The sequence below is a fragment of the Candidatus Cryosericum septentrionale genome (genome assembly GCF_003570995.1).
Classification (GTDB): Bacteria; Caldisericota; Caldisericia; order Cryosericales; family Cryosericaceae; genus Cryosericum; species Cryosericum septentrionale.
The window spans coordinates 115,126-131,306 of sequence record NZ_QXIY01000002.1 but is presented as its reverse complement, the minus strand read 5'-3'; the positions used below and the strand labels follow the sequence as shown (position 1 = coordinate 131,306).

General features: G+C 60.2%; 15 protein-coding genes. 8 read left to right on the top strand and 7 right to left on the bottom strand.

Annotated features, from left to right (window positions below; translation table 11 throughout):
• From SMC1_RS01340 to SMC1_RS01330, 3 genes are all read left to right on the top strand, one after another.
• A partial coding sequence (locus tag SMC1_RS01340; protein WP_119085015.1) for an ATP-binding protein occupies positions 1-1,052 on the top strand: 1,052 nt, incomplete at its 5' end.
• Entirely contained in the window at positions 1,049-1,492 is a 444-nt protein-coding gene (locus SMC1_RS01335; protein ID WP_119085014.1) for a response regulator, read from the top strand. The genes SMC1_RS01340 and SMC1_RS01335, both read left to right, overlap by 4 nt.
• Positions 1,493-1,506: 14 nt before the next feature.
• A complete protein-coding gene (locus SMC1_RS01330; protein ID WP_119085013.1) occupies positions 1,507-3,864 on the top strand; it encodes a PAS domain S-box protein in 2,358 nt (785 codons plus the stop codon).
• Between the two features lie 60 nt (positions 3,865-3,924).
• Here SMC1_RS01330 and SMC1_RS01325 read toward each other — a convergent pair whose 3' ends face one another.
• The 4 genes from SMC1_RS01325 to SMC1_RS01310 form a co-directional block, all read right to left on the bottom strand.
• Positions 3,925-5,181, bottom strand: coding sequence for a glycosyltransferase family 2 protein (locus tag SMC1_RS01325; RefSeq protein WP_119085012.1), 1,257 nt, complete (start codon positions 5,179-5,181; stop codon positions 3,925-3,927).
• A gap of 235 nt (positions 5,182-5,416) precedes the next feature.
• On the bottom strand, positions 5,417-7,438 hold the full coding sequence (locus SMC1_RS01320; RefSeq protein WP_165849117.1) for an ABC transporter ATP-binding protein: 2,022 nt from the start codon (positions 7,436-7,438) through the stop codon (positions 5,417-5,419).
• Between the two features lie 869 nt (positions 7,439-8,307).
• Positions 8,308-10,035: an ABC transporter ATP-binding protein gene (locus SMC1_RS01315; protein WP_119085023.1), complete on the bottom strand. Its 1,728-nt coding sequence runs from the start codon at positions 10,033-10,035 to the stop codon at positions 8,308-8,310.
• Positions 10,036-10,053: 18 nt separating this feature from the next.
• Complete coding sequence (locus SMC1_RS01310) at positions 10,054-10,677, bottom strand: TetR/AcrR family transcriptional regulator (protein WP_119085011.1); 624 nt, start codon at positions 10,675-10,677, stop codon at positions 10,054-10,056.
• A 307-nt stretch (positions 10,678-10,984) separates the two neighbouring features.
• On the opposite strand from SMC1_RS01310, the gene SMC1_RS01305 reads away from it, so the two are divergent.
• Positions 10,985-11,554 (top strand): nitroreductase family protein, encoded by a 570-nt coding sequence (locus SMC1_RS01305; protein WP_119085022.1) that lies wholly within the window; start codon positions 10,985-10,987, stop codon positions 11,552-11,554.
• A 55-nt stretch (positions 11,555-11,609) separates the two neighbouring features.
• Here the strand turns inward: SMC1_RS01305 and SMC1_RS01300 are convergent, their stop codons facing one another.
• Both SMC1_RS01300 and SMC1_RS01295 read right to left on the bottom strand, forming a co-directional pair.
• Positions 11,610-12,176: a phage replication initiation protein, NGO0469 family gene (locus tag SMC1_RS01300; protein ID WP_119085010.1), complete on the bottom strand. Its 567-nt coding sequence runs from the start codon at positions 12,174-12,176 to the stop codon at positions 11,610-11,612.
• A 262-nt stretch (positions 12,177-12,438) separates the two neighbouring features.
• Positions 12,439-12,717, bottom strand: coding sequence for a hypothetical protein (locus tag SMC1_RS01295; protein WP_119085009.1), 279 nt, complete (start codon positions 12,715-12,717; stop codon positions 12,439-12,441).
• 241 nt (positions 12,718-12,958) lie between these two features.
• Here SMC1_RS01295 and SMC1_RS01290 point away from each other — a divergent pair, with 241 nt between their 5' ends.
• From SMC1_RS01290 to SMC1_RS01275, 4 genes are all read left to right on the top strand, one after another.
• Complete coding sequence (locus tag SMC1_RS01290) at positions 12,959-13,507, top strand: O-acetyl-ADP-ribose deacetylase (protein ID WP_119085008.1); 549 nt, start codon at positions 12,959-12,961, stop codon at positions 13,505-13,507.
• A gap of 88 nt (positions 13,508-13,595) precedes the next feature.
• Positions 13,596-14,039, top strand: a complete 444-nt coding sequence (locus SMC1_RS01285; RefSeq protein ID WP_119085007.1) for a TlpA disulfide reductase family protein — start codon at positions 13,596-13,598, stop codon at positions 14,037-14,039.
• A 4-nt stretch (positions 14,040-14,043) separates the two neighbouring features.
• The gene (locus SMC1_RS01280; RefSeq protein ID WP_119085006.1) at positions 14,044-14,187 is read left to right on the top strand and encodes a CD1871A family CXXC motif-containing protein; all 144 of its coding nucleotides are present in this window, start codon (positions 14,044-14,046) and stop codon (positions 14,185-14,187) included.
• 4 nt (positions 14,188-14,191) lie between these two features.
• Positions 14,192-15,046 (top strand): 4Fe-4S binding protein, encoded by an 855-nt coding sequence (locus tag SMC1_RS01275; protein WP_119085005.1) that lies wholly within the window; start codon positions 14,192-14,194, stop codon positions 15,044-15,046.
• A gap of 24 nt (positions 15,047-15,070) precedes the next feature.
• Here SMC1_RS01275 and SMC1_RS01270 read toward each other — a convergent pair whose 3' ends face one another.
• On the bottom strand, positions 15,071-16,177 hold the full coding sequence (locus SMC1_RS01270; RefSeq protein ID WP_165849115.1) for an aminotransferase class V-fold PLP-dependent enzyme: 1,107 nt from the start codon (positions 16,175-16,177) through the stop codon (positions 15,071-15,073).
• Between the last annotated feature and the right edge of the window lie 4 nt (positions 16,178-16,181).

Sequence of the window (16,181 nt, the reverse complement as noted above, 5' to 3'; positions counted from 1 at the left end):
CCACCGATCCGTCCGGCATCATCACCGACGTCAACAAACAGATGGAGGCGCTCACCGGTTGCACGCGCGACGAATTGATTGGCGCTCCGTTCAAGAACTACTTCACCGATCCGGAGCGGGCCGAGACGAGTATCAAACTGGTGCTGAGCGAAAAGAAGGTCACCAACTACGAGCTCACCGCGCGCGCCAGGGACGGTAGGGAAACTGTGGTGTCCTACAATGCGACCACCTTCTACGATCGGGACAGGAGGTTGCAGGGCGTGTTCGCCGCTGCGCGCGACGTCACCGAGAGCAAAAGGGTGGAAGAGGAGATCCGCACGCTCAACGCAGAACTGACTTCCGCCAACAAGGAGCTGGAAGCGTTCAGCTACTCCGTCTCACATGACTTGCGTGCTCCGCTGCGCAGTATCGACGGGTTCAGCCAGGCATTCCTGGACGACTTTGGCTCCACCGTCCCGGAGGAGGGACGCGAAAACCTGGAACGTGTCCGGCGCGCCACCCAGCGCATGGGACAACTCATCGACGACATGCTGTTGTTGTCACGGGTGACTCGCAGGGAGATGCATATGCAGGAGACCGACATCAGCGCGCTGGCAGCCGATGTGACCGGGGAACTGGCGCTGGACAACCCGCAGCGAGACGTCCAGCTGACCATCGAGCCGGGAATGGCCGCGACGGGTGACCCCCAGCTGCTGCGCATCGTGCTGGTCAACCTGCTGGGCAATGCCTGGAAGTTCACGTCCAGGCGTCAGCACGCGCACGTCAGCATGGGGACTGTGCGCGACCCGGAGCACGGACCTGCGTTCTTCGTGCGCGACGACGGAGTCGGATTCGATGCCAAGTACAAGGAAAAGTTGTTTGTGGCCTTTCAGCGCCTGCACGCACAGGAGGAGTTTCCCGGAACCGGCATCGGGCTGGCAACGATCCAGCGGGTAATCCGCCGCCATGGCGGCGACGTGTGGGCCGAGGGCGAGGTCGACCGGGGAGCGACGTTCTACTTTACGATTCCAGATCTGCATGTATCATGTCCTGTCAAGGGGAAACAACCATGAGTGACAAGATCATCCTGCTGGTCGAGGACAATCCGGACGATGTCGCCCTTACGTTGCGGGCGCTCAGGAAGAACAACATCGCCAACGAGGTTGTCGTCGCGCGCGACGGGGAGGAGGCCCTGGAGTACCTGACGGCGACTGGCAGGTACGAGGGATACACCCTTACTGACCTGCCCCAGGTGGTCCTGCTGGACCTGAAGCTGCCGAAGGTGGGAGGGCTCGAGGTCCTGCGCGCTATTCGGGCGAACCCGCAAACGCGGCTGCGGCCCGTGGTGGTCCTGACCTCATCCTCCGAGGAGCGGGACGTCATCGCCAGCTACGACCTGGGAGCCAACAGCTACATCCGCAAGCCCGTGGACTTCAACCAGTTCGTGGAAGCCGTACGCGAATTGGGGCTGTACTGGCTGGTGCTGAACCAGGCGCCGCCGGTCAATCGCTGACACCACGTCATCGGATGAAACCTGCCCTCCGCATCATCATCATCGAAGACAGCCCCGACGACGCTCTGCTGGTCGTCCGCGAAGTGGAGCATGCCGGCTACGCCGTCCAGGCGCAGCGTGTCCAGATAGCCGAAGAGCTGCGGGACGCACTGGCGCAGGGAACCCCGGACCTGGTACTGGCCGACTACAGCCTGCCGCACTTCTCAGCCACTGAGGGACTGGCCACCCTGAAGGAGACCGGGCTGGACGTGCCGTTCATCGTCGTTTCGGGCAGCATCGGCGAGGAGGTGGCGGTCCAGGTGATGAAGGACGGCGCCGCCGATTGCGTGATGAAGGAGCACATGTCGCGGCTTGGCCCCGTCGTCCAGCGAGAGCTGCGCGAGGCAGACGAACGCAAGCACAAGCGCGACGCCGAACGGGCACTGGCAGAAAGCGAGAAGCGCTACCGCCTCCTGGTCGAAAGCCAGACCGACCTCATCATCAAGACCGACCCGAAGGGACGGTTCCTCTACGCCAGCCCCACCTATTGCGCGCTGTATGGCAAGAGCCCGCAGGAACTGGCGAACTCAAGCTACGAGCTGGTGATACATCCCGACGACATCTCTTCCGTCGCTGACGCCACCGCCGGCCTGTTCCATCCGCCCTACTCCTGCCGCTATGAGGCACGCTCGATGACCGTGGGCGGCTGGCGATGGATCGAATGGAACGCCCACGCCGAACTGGACAGCCAGAACACTGTCGTCGCCCTCGTCGGCTCCGGTCGCGACATCACCGACCGCAAGCAGGCGGAGGAGGCACTGCGGGAGAGCGAGGAGAACTTCCGGCACTTTCTGGATGACTCTCCGCTCGGCGTGCGCATAGTTACTGCCGAAGGCGAGACAATGTATGCCAACCGGGCGATCCTGGATATCTATGGGTTCAGCAGCCTTGAGGAATTGAGAACAACACCCGTGGAAAAGCGGTACACGTCTGAGAGCTATATCGAATTCAAGAAGAGATATGAGAGAAGACAGCAAGGCGAGGATTCTCCTTCGGAATATGAAGTCAACGTCGTGAGGAAAAACGGCGAGGTCCGGCATCTTCTGGTCTCCCGCAAAGGGCAGCTTTGGAATGGTAAAAAGCAATATCAATTGCTCTACCGCGACATCACCGAGAGCAAGCGGGCCGAGGCAGAGAGAGAGACCATGCAGGCGCAGCTGCTGCAGTCCCAGAAGATGGAGGCTATCGGGGAACTGGCAGGAGGGGTGGCGCATGATTTCAACAACCTGCTGACCGGCATCCTGGGCAACATCGCCATCATGCGCAGCAGCCTGCCCCCAGCCGACCCGTTGCTGGAGAACCTGAACGCAGCCGAGACCGCCGCCCGTCAGGCAGCCGACCTCACGAAAGGACTGCTGACCTTCAGTCGCAGTGCCATGGTCCTGCCGGTGCCCATGAATATCACGGCCGCACTCAACGCGACTCTGGCACTGTTGAAACAGTCACTGCCAGCCACCATGGAGATCGTCCGTGACTATGAGCAGACAACGTGGAACGTCCTGCTGGACCAGTCACAGATGACGCAGATCCTGCTCAACCTCGCGGTGAACGCACGCGATGCCATGAAGGGCAAAGGGATGCTGACGATACGCACCAGGAACGTGACCATCGATACAGCCTATGTCCACGAACACCCCTATGCGCGCACGGGTGAGTTCGTCCACCTGAGCGTCGCCGACACCGGCGTTGGCATCCCTCCAGAGATCCGTTCCCATCTCTTCGAACCATTTCACACGACCAAACCCATAGGTTCCGGGACCGGTATGGGCCTGTCCATCGTGTACGGCGCCATCAAACAGGCGGGTGGGTGGGTGACTGCAGACTCGCCCCCCCCTGAGGATATTTGTTCAATCCGAGGGGCGCTTTCGGGTGCGGGGACCGTGTTCGGCATCTTTCTGCCGCGCTGTCTCGACGAGCCATCCGCACCAGCCGTGCCAATCCACTTGCCCGTCCAAGTCTGCAGTGGGACCGTTCTGGTCGTCGAGGACGAACCGGTGGTCTGCGCCGTCACCCAGGCCCTGCTGATGCGCAGTGGCTGCGCGGTCCTGACGGCCGGGGATGGGGCATCTGCCCTGGCCACGTTCCGGGAACGCCAGGGCACCATCGACCTCGTCCTGCTCGACATGACCATGCCGGGCATGACGACCGACGACGTCGTCCATGCGATGCGTGCCACCGATCCGCACGTGCCGATCCTGCTGACCTCGGGCTATACCTCAGGCGACACCGTCAAGCGCATGCTCGCCGAGGGGACTGTGCAGGGATTCTTGCCAAAGCCCTACGAACTGCAGGAGTTGCTGAGCACCATCAACCAGCTGCTGGAGCGGCCCTGAGCAGGCAGCATCCGGCGGAACGCGCCGACAGACACAGTGCTGCAGCGCTGAGCCCGATGGCTACTTGCTGGAGACTGCGGCCTGCTTGTGGATGGTATGGAACCAGGTCTGGTCATTGCGCGTGAAGAGGGCGATGAAGTCCAGCGGAAGCCACGTCAGCCCATACACGGCGAACAGGAACACGCCCCACCAGTACTTCGGCTTGACCTTCTCGAGCAGCAGGGCTGCGACGAGCATGGGAGGAGCAAACCACTCGAGCGCGAACAGGGCAATCCAGACCCAGGGGAGTACGATACCGGCGGATGCCCACACAGGCACGGCCATATGAGCAAAGTAAATGACGATGTTGGCGAGCATCAGGAAATAGGAGAACACCATCCAGATTGGCTGCCCGAGGTAGACCAGGATGTCAAACGCCGCCATGTCGAAGCGGGTGAAAAAGCGCTTCCACAGAGGCCCGGTGTAGCGGAAGTCCAGGAGGAAATGGCCGCGCATCCACCGCATGCGCTGGTTCCACGAGGCGCGCATGGTGAGGGGCTTCTCATCGTAGACGTGCGCATCCCACGCCCAGGTCGGGCGAACACCTCGCAGGACGCACTTGATGGTGAACTCCAGGTCCTCGGTAATGGAATGAGGGTTCCAGCCGATCTCGTCGATGAGCGACATGGCCATGCAGGAGCCCGTTCCACCCAGCATGGAAGCAAGGCCGATATTGCTACGGGCAAGGTCCCAGAAACGGTTGGTGTACCAGTACCCGATGGCATACGACAGCGAGATCCACGTATCCCCGGGGTTCTTCATGTCGAGATACCCCTGGATGACACGATGGCCCGCCTGCGCATAACGGTCGATCTCGCGCAGGAAGTTAGCACTGACCAGGTTGTCTGCGTCGAACATGGCCACCATGTCATACGACGTGCCCATAGACTTGATGCGCGTGAGAAGCCAGCCGATGGCGTGGCCCTTGCCGGTGAGGACCGTATCCGTGCGTTCATAGACACTGGCTCCGTGTCCACGGGCCACGTCTGCGGTATTGTCGGTGCAGTTGTCCGCGACGACGTAGACGTCGAAGAGCTCACGTGGGTACTCCTGGCGTGCCAGGGAATCCAGCACGTCACTGATGACATGCGCCTCGTTGTGCGCCGCGACGAGCACAGCGAACCGCGTGACGGGGTCCCTCAGCGGGGGTTTGCGCCTCTGGTAGAACCCGAACAGCGACAGGACCGACTGGTATGCGGACAGGAAGAAAACACTGACCTGCACAACAGCTAGCAACAGGTAGCCAAGCTGTCGTAGGGTCTCTGATCCTGAATGCATTCCATCATCTCCAGTGCAGGAAAAAGGTGGCGCGTGATTCCTTTCCACCCGTTCCTGCGACAACAACCAAGTATATTAGGCCGGCAGCGCCCCGTGTAAAGAACCAGTATGGTGAATGTGCCCAGCTCATCCTCCTTGGAAATCTGCAGCACGACGGACAGGGCACAATGAAACGACCCCGACCATGAAGGCCGAGGTCGGTGACGACCTGTTTCAGATCGGTAGTTGTGTGAACTCAGACAGCTTCCTCGGTGACTGCCGCACCAGTGAACTGGCTGTTGTAGAGGTCGGCGTAGAATCCGTGCTTTGCAAGCAGCTCTTTGTGACTGCCCTGTTCGACGATCGAACCATGGTTCATGACAAGGATGTGGTGCGCATCTCTGATGGTCGAGAGACGGTGGGCGATGACGAAACTGGTCCTGCCGGTCATCAGCTGTGCCATTGCTTTCTGGATGCGTACTTCCGTTCTGGTATCGACGCTGCTTGTGGCCTCATCGAGAATCAGGACGGTTGGATCTGCCAGGACCACGCGAGCGATGGTCAGCAGCTGCTTCTGACCAGCCGAGATATTGGAGGCCTCTTCGTTGAGAACGGTGTCGTATCCTTCGGGCAGACTCCTGATGAAGTGATCGGCGTGCGCTGCCTTTGCGGCAGCCACGATCTCCTCCTCCGTAGCGTCGTCGCGCCCGTAGGCAATATTCTCACGGATCGTGCCGTTGAAGAGCCAGGTATCCTGCAGGACCATACCAAACATGGTGCGCAGACTGCCCCGGCGCATTTTCCGGGTCTCGACGCCGTCGAACGTGATGGCGCCGCCCTGGATGTCGTAGAAACGCATGAGCAGGTTGACCAGCGTCGTCTTGCCTGCTCCGGTCGGTCCGACGATGGCAACGGTATCGCCTTGCTTGACGTCAAGATTCATATCCGCGATCAGGGGTTCGGTCGGGCGGTAACTGAACGCAACGTGGTCGAACGTTATGGCACCACGAGGCTGGGCGATCACAATCGCGTCCTCCGCGTCGGGCTTCTCCTCGGGCTCGTCGAGCACACCAAACACACGCTCTGCGCAGGCCATGGTGGACTGGATGACGTTTGCAATGCTCGCCGTCTGAATGATCGGCATCGAGAAGGACCGTGAGTACTGGATAAACGCCGTGATGTCGCCAAGATTGAGGAGATTCCTGGTGACATAGACACCTCCAAGGACCGCGATGAAGACATAGCCAAGGTTGCTGATGAAGTTCATCAGGGGGAACATGATGCCTGACATGAACTGAGCCTTCCATCCGGCCTGATACAGGTTATTGTTGACCGCCTCGAAGGTAGCGATCGATTCTTGTTCATGGCCAAACGCCTTGACCACATTGTGGCCGGTGTACATCTCCTCTGCATGACTGCTGAGGCGACCAAGGTGCACCTGCTGTGCACGGTAGAACTTCTGCGATTTTCGTGCGATGAGTGCCGTTGTGAGGATGTACAGCGGTAGGGTGGCAAGCGTCACGATGGTCAGCTTCCCGCTGATCGTAAGCATCATGTAGATGTAGCCGAGAATCTGGAACACGGAAACGATGACCTGTGTGAGGCCCTGCTGAAGGGTGGTCGAGATCGTATCCATGTCGTTGGTCATGCGACTCAGGATCTCACCGTTCGAGTGCATATCGTAGTAGCGGAGGGGTAGCGCCGCCAGCTTGTAGTCGAGCTCCCTGCGCATGTCATAGGTCGTCTTCTGGGCAACATCCGACATGATGTACTGCATGACAAAGGTGAGCAGCGCACTCAGGACGTAGACCAAGAGCAGGAAGAGCAAGGTCTTCCCGATCGCAGGCAAGGGGATGGTGCCACCGTTTTCCCGGATATCGGCGATGCCCTTGTCGAGGTCTGTCTGTGAGACATTGATCGTTTGTTGTTGGCCAGTCATCGGCAGTGTCTTGCCGAGATTGATAATGGTCTGGACCGTATCGGCCTTCTTGTTGTTGTCCGTGATGCCGCTCACGACGGGCAGTGCTACGAACTCGCGCATGGCCGTGAGCTGCTCCGGCGTCAACTTGGCAGTGTCGAGGAAGCCCTTCTCCACCACACTTGTTGCTGCATCCGCAGCCTTTGCCTGAGCATCGGCAAGTGCCTTCGCCATCGCCGGCTCTTGTTTCACTAACGCTGCATCGACCGCGGCTTTCGCCTGGGACAGTGCCTGCGTGAGAGCGGCAGCGTCCACCTGTGCCTTGGCCTGCTTCTGGGCAGCATCGAGCGCCGCCTGCATCGCCGGCTGTTGTTTCACGAATGCGGCGTCGATGGCGGCTTTCGCCTGCGCGAGCGCCTGAGTCAGAGCGGCAGCGTCCACCTGTGCTTTGGCTTCCGCAGCTGCCTGCTTCTGGGCTGCATCGAGTGCCGCCGCGTACCCTGGGATGGTCTCCAGCGGGACGCCCGGGAACTTGGCAGCAAACTGCTGATCGACCTGCTGCTTCGCGGCTGCCTCAGCTGCCGCCTGCGCCTGCTGTTCTGCAGCCAGAAGCTCCTGCGGAGGATTCGTCGCGAACATCTGGGTCGCCTGTGCCTCGGCCTGTGCGTATGCTTGCTTCTTCTGCGCAGCTACCTGAGCATCGACCTGCTTCTTGACCTCGGCCTGGGCCATTTGCTCAGCCGCTACCAGCTCTTTCGGAGGATTGGTCGCCAGCACCTTCCTGGCCTGTGCCTCCGCCTGAGCGTACGCCTGCTGCTCCTGCGCCGCCAGAGTAGTGTCAAACTGTTTTTTGACCGCTGCCTGGGCCTGTGTCACCGCTGCGTCCTGAGCGGTCTGCATTCCCTGCAGGACCTTCTGGATCTGAGGGACGCCCTGCTCCTGGGCCTTGGAGATTTCGCTCACCATGCTCTTTGCAACAAACCCGTTCATAAGCTGGTTCACGGCATTTCCACTAATCTTGGGGCCATACACGGCAAACGCAGTGCTCGCAATGGCAAGCACAAATACAATCATCAGTTTAGCGGTTTGCGGTTTGAGATATTGTATGAGACGTCTGGTCGTGCCCCAGAAGTCCTTGGGCTTCTCCACGGCTCCGCGCATGCCACCACCGGGACCTCCACCACCCATGGGTCCGCGCATCCTAACCGGTTGTTCTCTCTTAGTATCACTCATGCCAATTCCTCCTCGGAGAGCTGCGAGTAAACAATCTCGCGGTAGACCTCGCAGGTTTTCATCAACTCCTGATGAGTCCCGAGACCAGCGATCCTTCCTTCATCCAGCACAATGATACGGTCGGCATTCATGATGCTGCCCACTCTCTGGGCGACGATGATGACCGTCGCGTCATGGGTCTCTTTCTTGAGAGCTGCTCTGAGGTTGGCATCCGTTTTGAAGTCGAGCGCCGAAAAACTGTCGTCAAAGATGTGGATTTCCGGCCTTCGGACAAGAGCGCGAGCCATGGCAAGGCGCTGCTTCTCACCTCCTGAGAGGTTCAGGCCGCCTTCTGAAAGCATCGTCGCATATCCATCCGGCATGCTTTCGATAAACTCGGCCGCCTGTGCCACCTTGGCTGCATAGACTACCTCCTCGTCTGACGCATCCTTCTTGCCATAACGGATGTTGTCTGCTACTGTACCCGTGAACAGGACGGCCTTCTGAGGCACGAAGCCGATCCTGCGTCTGAGGTCCTCCTGCGAAAGCTCCCGTACATCCACGCCATCGACCAGAACCTTGCCACTGTCCACGTCGTAGAAGCGTGGGATGAGGCTGACCAGCGTGGTCTTTCCACTACCGGTGCTGCCAATGATGGCTGTCGTCTCGCCGGGCTTTGCGTCGAAGCTGATGTTGCACAGGGCAGCCTCTTCGCCTCCGTCATAGCTAAAGGTGACGTCCTGGAAAGCCACATGACCCCGTTCTGTATCGATCTGTCGTGCCTCAGCCGCGTCCGTTATCTCGGGGCGCGTCTCGAGCACCGCCATGATTCGGTCGCTTGCCGCCACACTGCGTGGCAACTGGATGAACAGCATTGACAGCATGAGGATCGCTATCAGGATCTGAAGGGCGTACTGCATGAAGGCAAGCATCGGGCCCAGCGTCAGACCGCCGGCGTCGATGCGCTCGCTGCCGAACCAGATGATCGCGATCGTGACGCCGTTCATCACGAGCATCATGAGCGGCATCAGTCCCGCCATGATGCGGTTCACGCTGATGTACGTATTGGTGACATCAGCGTTGGCCTGGTCAAAACGGGCCTTCTCATGGTCGATCCGATTGAACGCACGGATGACGCGGATACCAGTGAGGTTCTCACGAACAACCTTCGTGATCTTGTCGATCTCGGTCTGAACTATGCCGAACAGCGGTATAACCAGCCTCATCACCACCACAATCACCACGGCGATGATCGGCAGAGCGACATACAGGATCCGCGTCAGCTGCGGGTCTGCGGCATAGGCAAGGAATGCGGCGCCAACACTGGTGAAGAGTGCGTTTGCGATCATGGTCAGGAATAGGACGGTGCTCGTCTGGATCTGGACAACGTCGTTTGTCGTCCTCGTGAGCAACGTCGACGCACCGAACTTGTCAAATTCGTGAAGGGAGAAGTTCTCAACGTGCGTGAAGATCTTGGCACGCAGGACCTTGCCCAGGCCCAGGGCTGACCGGGCGGCCATCAGGCTTGCCAGTACGGCACAGATCCCGCCCGCTGCTGAAATCAGCAGCATGATGCCCCCTTCCTTCCAGATGTAGCCGGTATCGCCAGCAATGATGCCCTTGTCGACTATGTTTGACATCAATGTGGGCAGCTCAAGGTTGGCCCTGACCGACAGGTACATGAGTGCCACACCGACAATGATGAGAATGGTGAACTGCTTCAGATTCCGGTATATTTTGAACAGATTACGCACGGTACCACCTCAATGTCGAGTTGTCGTCTGTGATGCAGGCTGGAATATTCGCATGAGTATTTCGGGGTCAGGCATTGTTTCTATGGTTCCGGAGACTTTCAGTGAAGCGAGGCCAAGGATTGCTGAAAAGAACGTATAGACAAGCTGCGCAGGATCTCCCTGCGCTATCTGGCCCTTGTGCTGTCCCTGTTCGATCACGCGGACCAGCATCTCGAACGATCTCCCTGGACCATGTCGATGCTCGATTGCTTGAACAGGATAAACGCCGCTCGTCATGGCCTCCATCATGAGGACAAAGTAGTATCCTGCCGATTGCTCCTGTCCAACGCTCTTGAAGATTCCCGCGACCAGGGCTCGCATCTTGTCGATCGGCTCCATATCGTCTGCTTTCAGTTGCTCAATCATGTGTCTCGAGGAATCGACTGCATCCCTGACCAGTTCGGCGTAGATCTCATCCTTCGATTGGAAGTAGTGGTACATGAGCCCGTAACTTATTCCTGCTTCCGTCGCGATGTCGCTCATTTTTGCGGCCGCGAAGCCCTTATGGATGAAGACCTTCAGGGCAGAAGAGAGGATCTGCTTCTGTCTGTCATCCTTGATCTGTGTGTTTGATTCTTCACTGCGAGGTGCCATCTGCAAGACCCCCTTTGATTGACTTGTCAGTCAACGATAGGTCAGTGTATGCTGTATCGCGTGAGAAACAACAGGTGAGTTTCACAGTTGGAATATGGTTCGTCGTTCCCGCGAAGGCGGGAACCTATGCGTTGAACCGAGGATGGATTCCCGCATACGCGGGAATGACGAATTGGCGCTCATGACCGCCACCCCGTGCATGGCGTCATTTCGCAGAAACGTGTACAATAAGGCTGCCCGTGACGTGTGGAAGAAGCAGGCTGCAATTGACTTGGAAGCAAGAAAGGATGATGGACAGGAGGCTGCCATGTTGAAGGATCTGGTTCTGAAGAACAGGAGTTACCGCAGGTTCCACGAAGATGTTGAGGTAGACTGCCAGACGCTGAGGAAACTTGTCGACCTTGCAAGACTATCCGCTTCTGCCTCGAACAAACAACCTCTGCGGTACATGCTTTCCTGCGCAAGAGAAAAGAATGCACTGATATTCCCGACCCTTGCCTGGGCTGATTACCTCAAGGATTGGAGCGGACCGTCTGTCGGAGAGCGCCCTTCAGCATATATCATCGTGCTTGCAGACAAGGAGATTTCTACGAATTTCAACTGGGATGCCGGCATTTGTTCCCAGAGCATTCTCCTTGGAGCGGCAGAAAAGGGTCTTGGCGGCTGTATCATTGCTTCAGTCAACAAACTCATTCTCAAACAGGCGCTCAGCATCCCCGACACGTATGAAATCGTGTTCGTTCTAGCCCTCGGCAAGCCAAAGGAGCACGTTGTCATTGAGCCTGTCCCTGCGAGTGGAGACATCAAATACTGGAGAGATGCCGAAGAAACCCATCATGTTCCAAAGCGGTCTCTTGAGGATCTGATTATCGGCTAGTGGTGCTATCCGACCCGGCAGAACAGGAACCCTCAGAACCCTTGAGACAAGGAGCTTACTCGTTGGCTTGCGTCTCGGCCGGCTCTTCGTCCCTCTTGAACTCCCTGCTCTGCTGGATGAGGTTCTTGACCCAGTCGGGCAGCTTGGCGTAGACCGCATCTTCGCCGTTGTCGATATCGTACAGGACCACAGGGTTAACAGCGTCGGGGACAACCATACCCTCGGGAACGCTCATTACGCCTGCTATATATGCATATGTCTTCTCGGCGTTCTCGCCGTGGAGGATCGAGAGCAAACAGACAGCGCCCAGCATCGAACCAAGGGCAAACCCGTCGCGTTCTTCTTTGGCCGTGACAGGACGGCCAAGCCACGACTCCAGGTCCTTCCTCAGGCTGGCCTTGTCGTTGAGGCTCAGGGTGTACTTCTTGGAGATGATGGAGGGACGCCCGTCATCCGTCAGGTCTGTGGGCAGCTCAAACTGAACCATGACCTTGTTCGCCCATCTTCCGAACTTCTCAGAGTACTGCGCCCCCAGATCGATGATACCGTAACAACGTGCGACATGCGTCCCCGCAGGGATGACTCCCTTCTCTCCAACCTCGTTCTTCGCGATTAGTCCCATGGTACTCTCCTTTGCCGCCCTGCGGCTTGTCGGCCGAATCCCTGCTTCCGGAGTCAAGTATAGGTGGCGCCGCCCGCACGGCAAGATTCCTTTGGGGTCACTGGCGCGGCAACGTAAAGATGGACGTGCCCCGGACCTGGACCAGCACACTCGTGGTCGCTCCCGTAGCGTTGATCATCACGACGACCGTGTTCTTGCCGAAGAGGGCATTGCTGGACGTCTCCGTGGCGTCGGGGCCGGACAGGGGGAACTCGGGGACATTCTAGTGCTCCGTCGCACCAGTGGCGAACGCGGTGCGATAGAACTGCACGACGTCCTGGAAGGGAAGGTCGGACTGGATGTGGATCTCGACGACGCGCACCAGGTCGTCACTCCGCGCCGTCTTGCAGGACGTGATGGTACCGGGGACGATCGGGACGTTGTTGGGAAATCCGCCGGGAAGGGAGGTTCCAAAGTCGAACTCGCGGAACACGAGCATCGTGACCAGGGTGACCACGATCACCCCACAGAGGACGACCAGCAACCAGCGCCTTGCCATCATCAGCTAACCTCCCCGGAAGGATCTCATCTCATAGTACCTCTCCCGCGTATGCCGTGCAAGGTCGTGTTGCCCGCACTGGCGCCATCTTCTGCTTTCCTGTTGACAGTGCCCCGGGGTAGACGCCGCCGACACGAATGTACCACTTGAGGCCATCATTACCAGCTGACCCCAAAGGAGACGTTGCCTGACCAGAGGGGCGGCGTATGATGAAGCATAGACACGGAAGGGAGGTAAACGCCACATGCACAGGAATGAAGGGATCAGCGGGATAACACTGGAACTTGGGGACATCACCCACTTCAAGGGCGATGTCATCGTCAACGCTGCCAACGAGTCGCTGCTGGGCGGGGGTGGCGTCGACGGCGCCATCCACGCCGCCGCAGGACCCGACCTGCTGGCCGAGTGTCGGACCCTGCACGGATGCACAACTGGTCAGGCGAAGCTGACCAGCGGGTATCGCCTGCCCGCACGGTACGTGATCCATACGGTCGGCCCTGTGTGGCACGGCGGCACGCACGGTGAGGAGGTGCTGCTGGCCGGCGCATACCGGTCGTGCCTCGAGTTGGCCGAGGCGAACAGCCTAGCAACCATCGCCTTCCCCGCGATCAGCACCGGCGTGTACGGGTATCCCCTGGAACAGGCGACACGCGTTGCCCTGCGGACCATCCTCGCGTGGCTGGATGGGCACCTCCTGCCCGAGCACGTCACCTGCATCTGCTACGACCGGGCCACCCTGGAGACGTACGAAGCCGTGCTCGCGTCGCTGGTCAAGGACGGACATAACGCCTGACTGCATCATCGGTTGAAGGTGCGACGCCAAGCGGACAACACCCGGCACGAGTACGTCGACCGGACCCGACACGCTGGGCACCGGGTAAGTGGTCCAGCCCTTCAGCGCCAGCGACCTGACCGGACGCATCGTCGACAACAGCTTCTTCGCGAACCAGCGCCTGACCATGGTCAACGTCTGGGGGACCTTCTGCGGCCCCTGCATCCGCGAGATACCTGACCTGGCGCAGCTCCCAGCGGAGTTCCCCGCCACCGACTTTGCTATCCTGGGTGTCATCGCCGACACGCCGGATGCGGCGAACCAGGCCACGGCGCGTCAGCTGACAGGCTCGACAGGCGTCACCTATAGAAACGCCATCCCGGATCGTTCCATCACGACCGAGATGCTGGCCAACGTCAGCGTCGTGCCGACGACCTTCTTCGTCGACCGCACCGGGACCCTGCTGGGCGAGGTGCTGACCGGCTCACGCACTAAGGCCCAGTGGGTGAGCATCATCCGGGGCGAGCTGGCCAACCTTCCCGCCGGGTCGTAGCATAGTGAACACACGCCTCAGACTCTTGCGCGTCGCCCTGCTGGTCCTCGCCATCGCCGGTATCGTCCTTGGCGCCATGAACGGCGAGGTCCACACGGTCGTCAACAAGGCCATCAACGTATGCCTTCAGTGCATCGGCATCGGGTAGGCGTATGAGCTCGCGCAGGACCGCATTTCAAGCTGTCACCGCTGTCCTCCAGAACTCATGGTTCGCCGGGTTCCTGCGCGGCCGCGTCTGGCGCGGTTCCAGCAAGGCCGTGTGTGTCCCAGGGCTCAACTGCTACTCGTGTCCTGGTGCCTGGGGCTCATGCCCGATCGGCTCGCTGCAGGCAGTCTTCAACCGCGCGAGCGACCGCATCTCGCTGTACGTCGCCGGGCTCATCGGGCTCTTCGGCGTCGTGCTGGGGCGCCTGGTGTGTGGATGGCTATGTCCCTTTGGCCTGATCCAGGAAGTGCTGTACCGCATCCACTCGCGCAAGGTGCGTATCGGCCCGACACGCCTCCGCTATCTGAAGTATGCCGTGCTGGCCATCCTCGTCGTCCTCATGCCCCTGCTGGTTCGCGACCGGTTTGGCGTCGGCGACCCATGGTTCTGCAAGCTGGTGTGTCCCGCAGGAACGCTGGAGGCTGCCCTTCCCCTGCTTGCCCTGAACGCATCATTGCGAGGTGCCGCAGGATGGCTGTTTGCCTGGAAAGCAAGCATTCTTGTCGCGACAGTGGCTGCGTCGGTCGTCGTGTCCCGCCCCTTCTGCCGGTTCGTCTGCCCGCTGGGTGCCATCTATGGGCTGTTCAACCGTGTCAGCTTCGTACAGCTGACGTTGAACGAGGATACCTGCACGCACTGCGGCGACTGTACAGACGTCTGCAAGATGGGCGTGGACCCGTCGGTCCATCCTGGCGACCCCGAGTGCATCCGGTGCAGCGATTGCGTCGCCGTCTGCCCGGTGCACGCCCTATCCCTGGGCTTGCCGTCCAGTCAGCGGAAGCAGCGTACCATCACCGATTGAGCCGGCTCACCTGTTCCGGTACCGCTACGTCTGCAGGTGCAGTGCCTCCACGGCGTGCCAGAAGCGCTGGAGGTCGTTAGGGCTGGTGTCACCCGTATGCGCAACAATCAGGCCTGCGGACCCCATGCCCACGTCGACGCCGTGGCGCTCCAGCGCTGCGTGCAGCTCCTGGACATCTACCCCCGCCGGCGGCCTCAGAGCCGTCAGTGTCGCGGCCTCATGCCCGGGTGGTGCCACGACACGGAACCCATGCGCCGCAGCCTCCTCCTGGAAGCCACGAGCGACCCCGTCGCACCGCGCAAACCGCGCCGACAGGCCCTCGGCGTAGATGCGGCGCAGGGCGGCGCGCAGTGCAAAGACGAGACTCGGCGGTACCTCGGCTCCCGTCGGGGAGGACCAACGGGCCAGTTCGATGTAGAGTGACGCGGCTGCGTCATGCCGCACCTTGCGCATGCTCACGCGGCTGCTCACCGCTGCCAGCATGAGTCCCGAGCACCCGCCCAGCGTCGAGGCGCTGTCCGTGAACACGATGTCGGCGTGCCAGTCGTCCATGCGCTGGAGCATGCAGCTGGCCGCCCATGTCCCGTCCACGACCAGCAGCGTCTCCGGCGCGACCTCACGGGCGACCGCGGCATAGTCGTCGATCGGAGCGACGATGCCGCTGTCCGCGTCCACGTGGGACACGACGATGGCGGACGGCCGTGTTTCGATCAGGCGCGCGCGCAGGAGCTTCGGGTCGACGCTGCCGCCTTCCTGCGCCCGGAGAATGTCGGCGACACGGCCGCGACGCGATACGACGTAGGCGATGTGATCACCCTGCGGGCCGTGTACGAGGACCAGGACGACGGCACCCGGAGGTGACGCTGCAACGACCGCTACCTCCATGCCCAGGGATGCTGCTCCGGGAACGACGACGATGCCGGCCTGTTCGGTTCCGAATAGAGGGGTCAGCCCATCGCGACACTCGGTATCCGCACGCTCTACCTCGCTCCAGCTCTCGAACGACGTGGCAGACGCCCGCAGAACTTCTTCGGAAGTGCGTGTCTGTCCCGGGACCAGCAGGAGACGCCTGCCCGCCAGAGGCAGCTCGTCCCGCACGATGGAAGGTACCCGTCCCTGCCCTTCTGTCATGATT

Coding starts and splice junctions, on each gene's coding strand:
- SMC1_RS01335 (WP_119085014.1), top strand. CDS start 1,049: ATGAGTGACAAGATCATCCTGCTGGTCGAGGACAATCCGGACGATGTC.
- SMC1_RS01330 (WP_119085013.1), top strand. CDS start 1,507: ATGAAACCTGCCCTCCGCATCATCATCATCGAAGACAGCCCCGACGAC.
- SMC1_RS01325 (WP_119085012.1), bottom strand. CDS start 5,181: ATGCATTCAGGATCAGAGACCCTACGACAGCTTGGCTACCTGTTGCTA.
- SMC1_RS01320 (WP_165849117.1), bottom strand. CDS start 7,438: ATGCAGGCGGCGCTCGATGCTGCCCAGAAGCAGGCCAAGGCACAGGTG.
- SMC1_RS01310 (WP_119085011.1), bottom strand. CDS start 10,677: ATGGCACCTCGCAGTGAAGAATCAAACACACAGATCAAGGATGACAGA.
- SMC1_RS01305 (WP_119085022.1), top strand. CDS start 10,985: ATGTTGAAGGATCTGGTTCTGAAGAACAGGAGTTACCGCAGGTTCCAC.
- SMC1_RS01300 (WP_119085010.1), bottom strand. CDS start 12,176: ATGGGACTAATCGCGAAGAACGAGGTTGGAGAGAAGGGAGTCATCCCT.
- SMC1_RS01295 (WP_119085009.1), bottom strand. CDS start 12,717: ATGATGGCAAGGCGCTGGTTGCTGGTCGTCCTCTGTGGGGTGATCGTG.
- SMC1_RS01290 (WP_119085008.1), top strand. CDS start 12,959: ATGCACAGGAATGAAGGGATCAGCGGGATAACACTGGAACTTGGGGAC.
- SMC1_RS01275 (WP_119085005.1), top strand. CDS start 14,192: ATGAGCTCGCGCAGGACCGCATTTCAAGCTGTCACCGCTGTCCTCCAG.
- SMC1_RS01270 (WP_165849115.1), bottom strand. CDS start 16,177: ATGACAGAAGGGCAGGGACGGGTACCTTCCATCGTGCGGGACGAGCTG.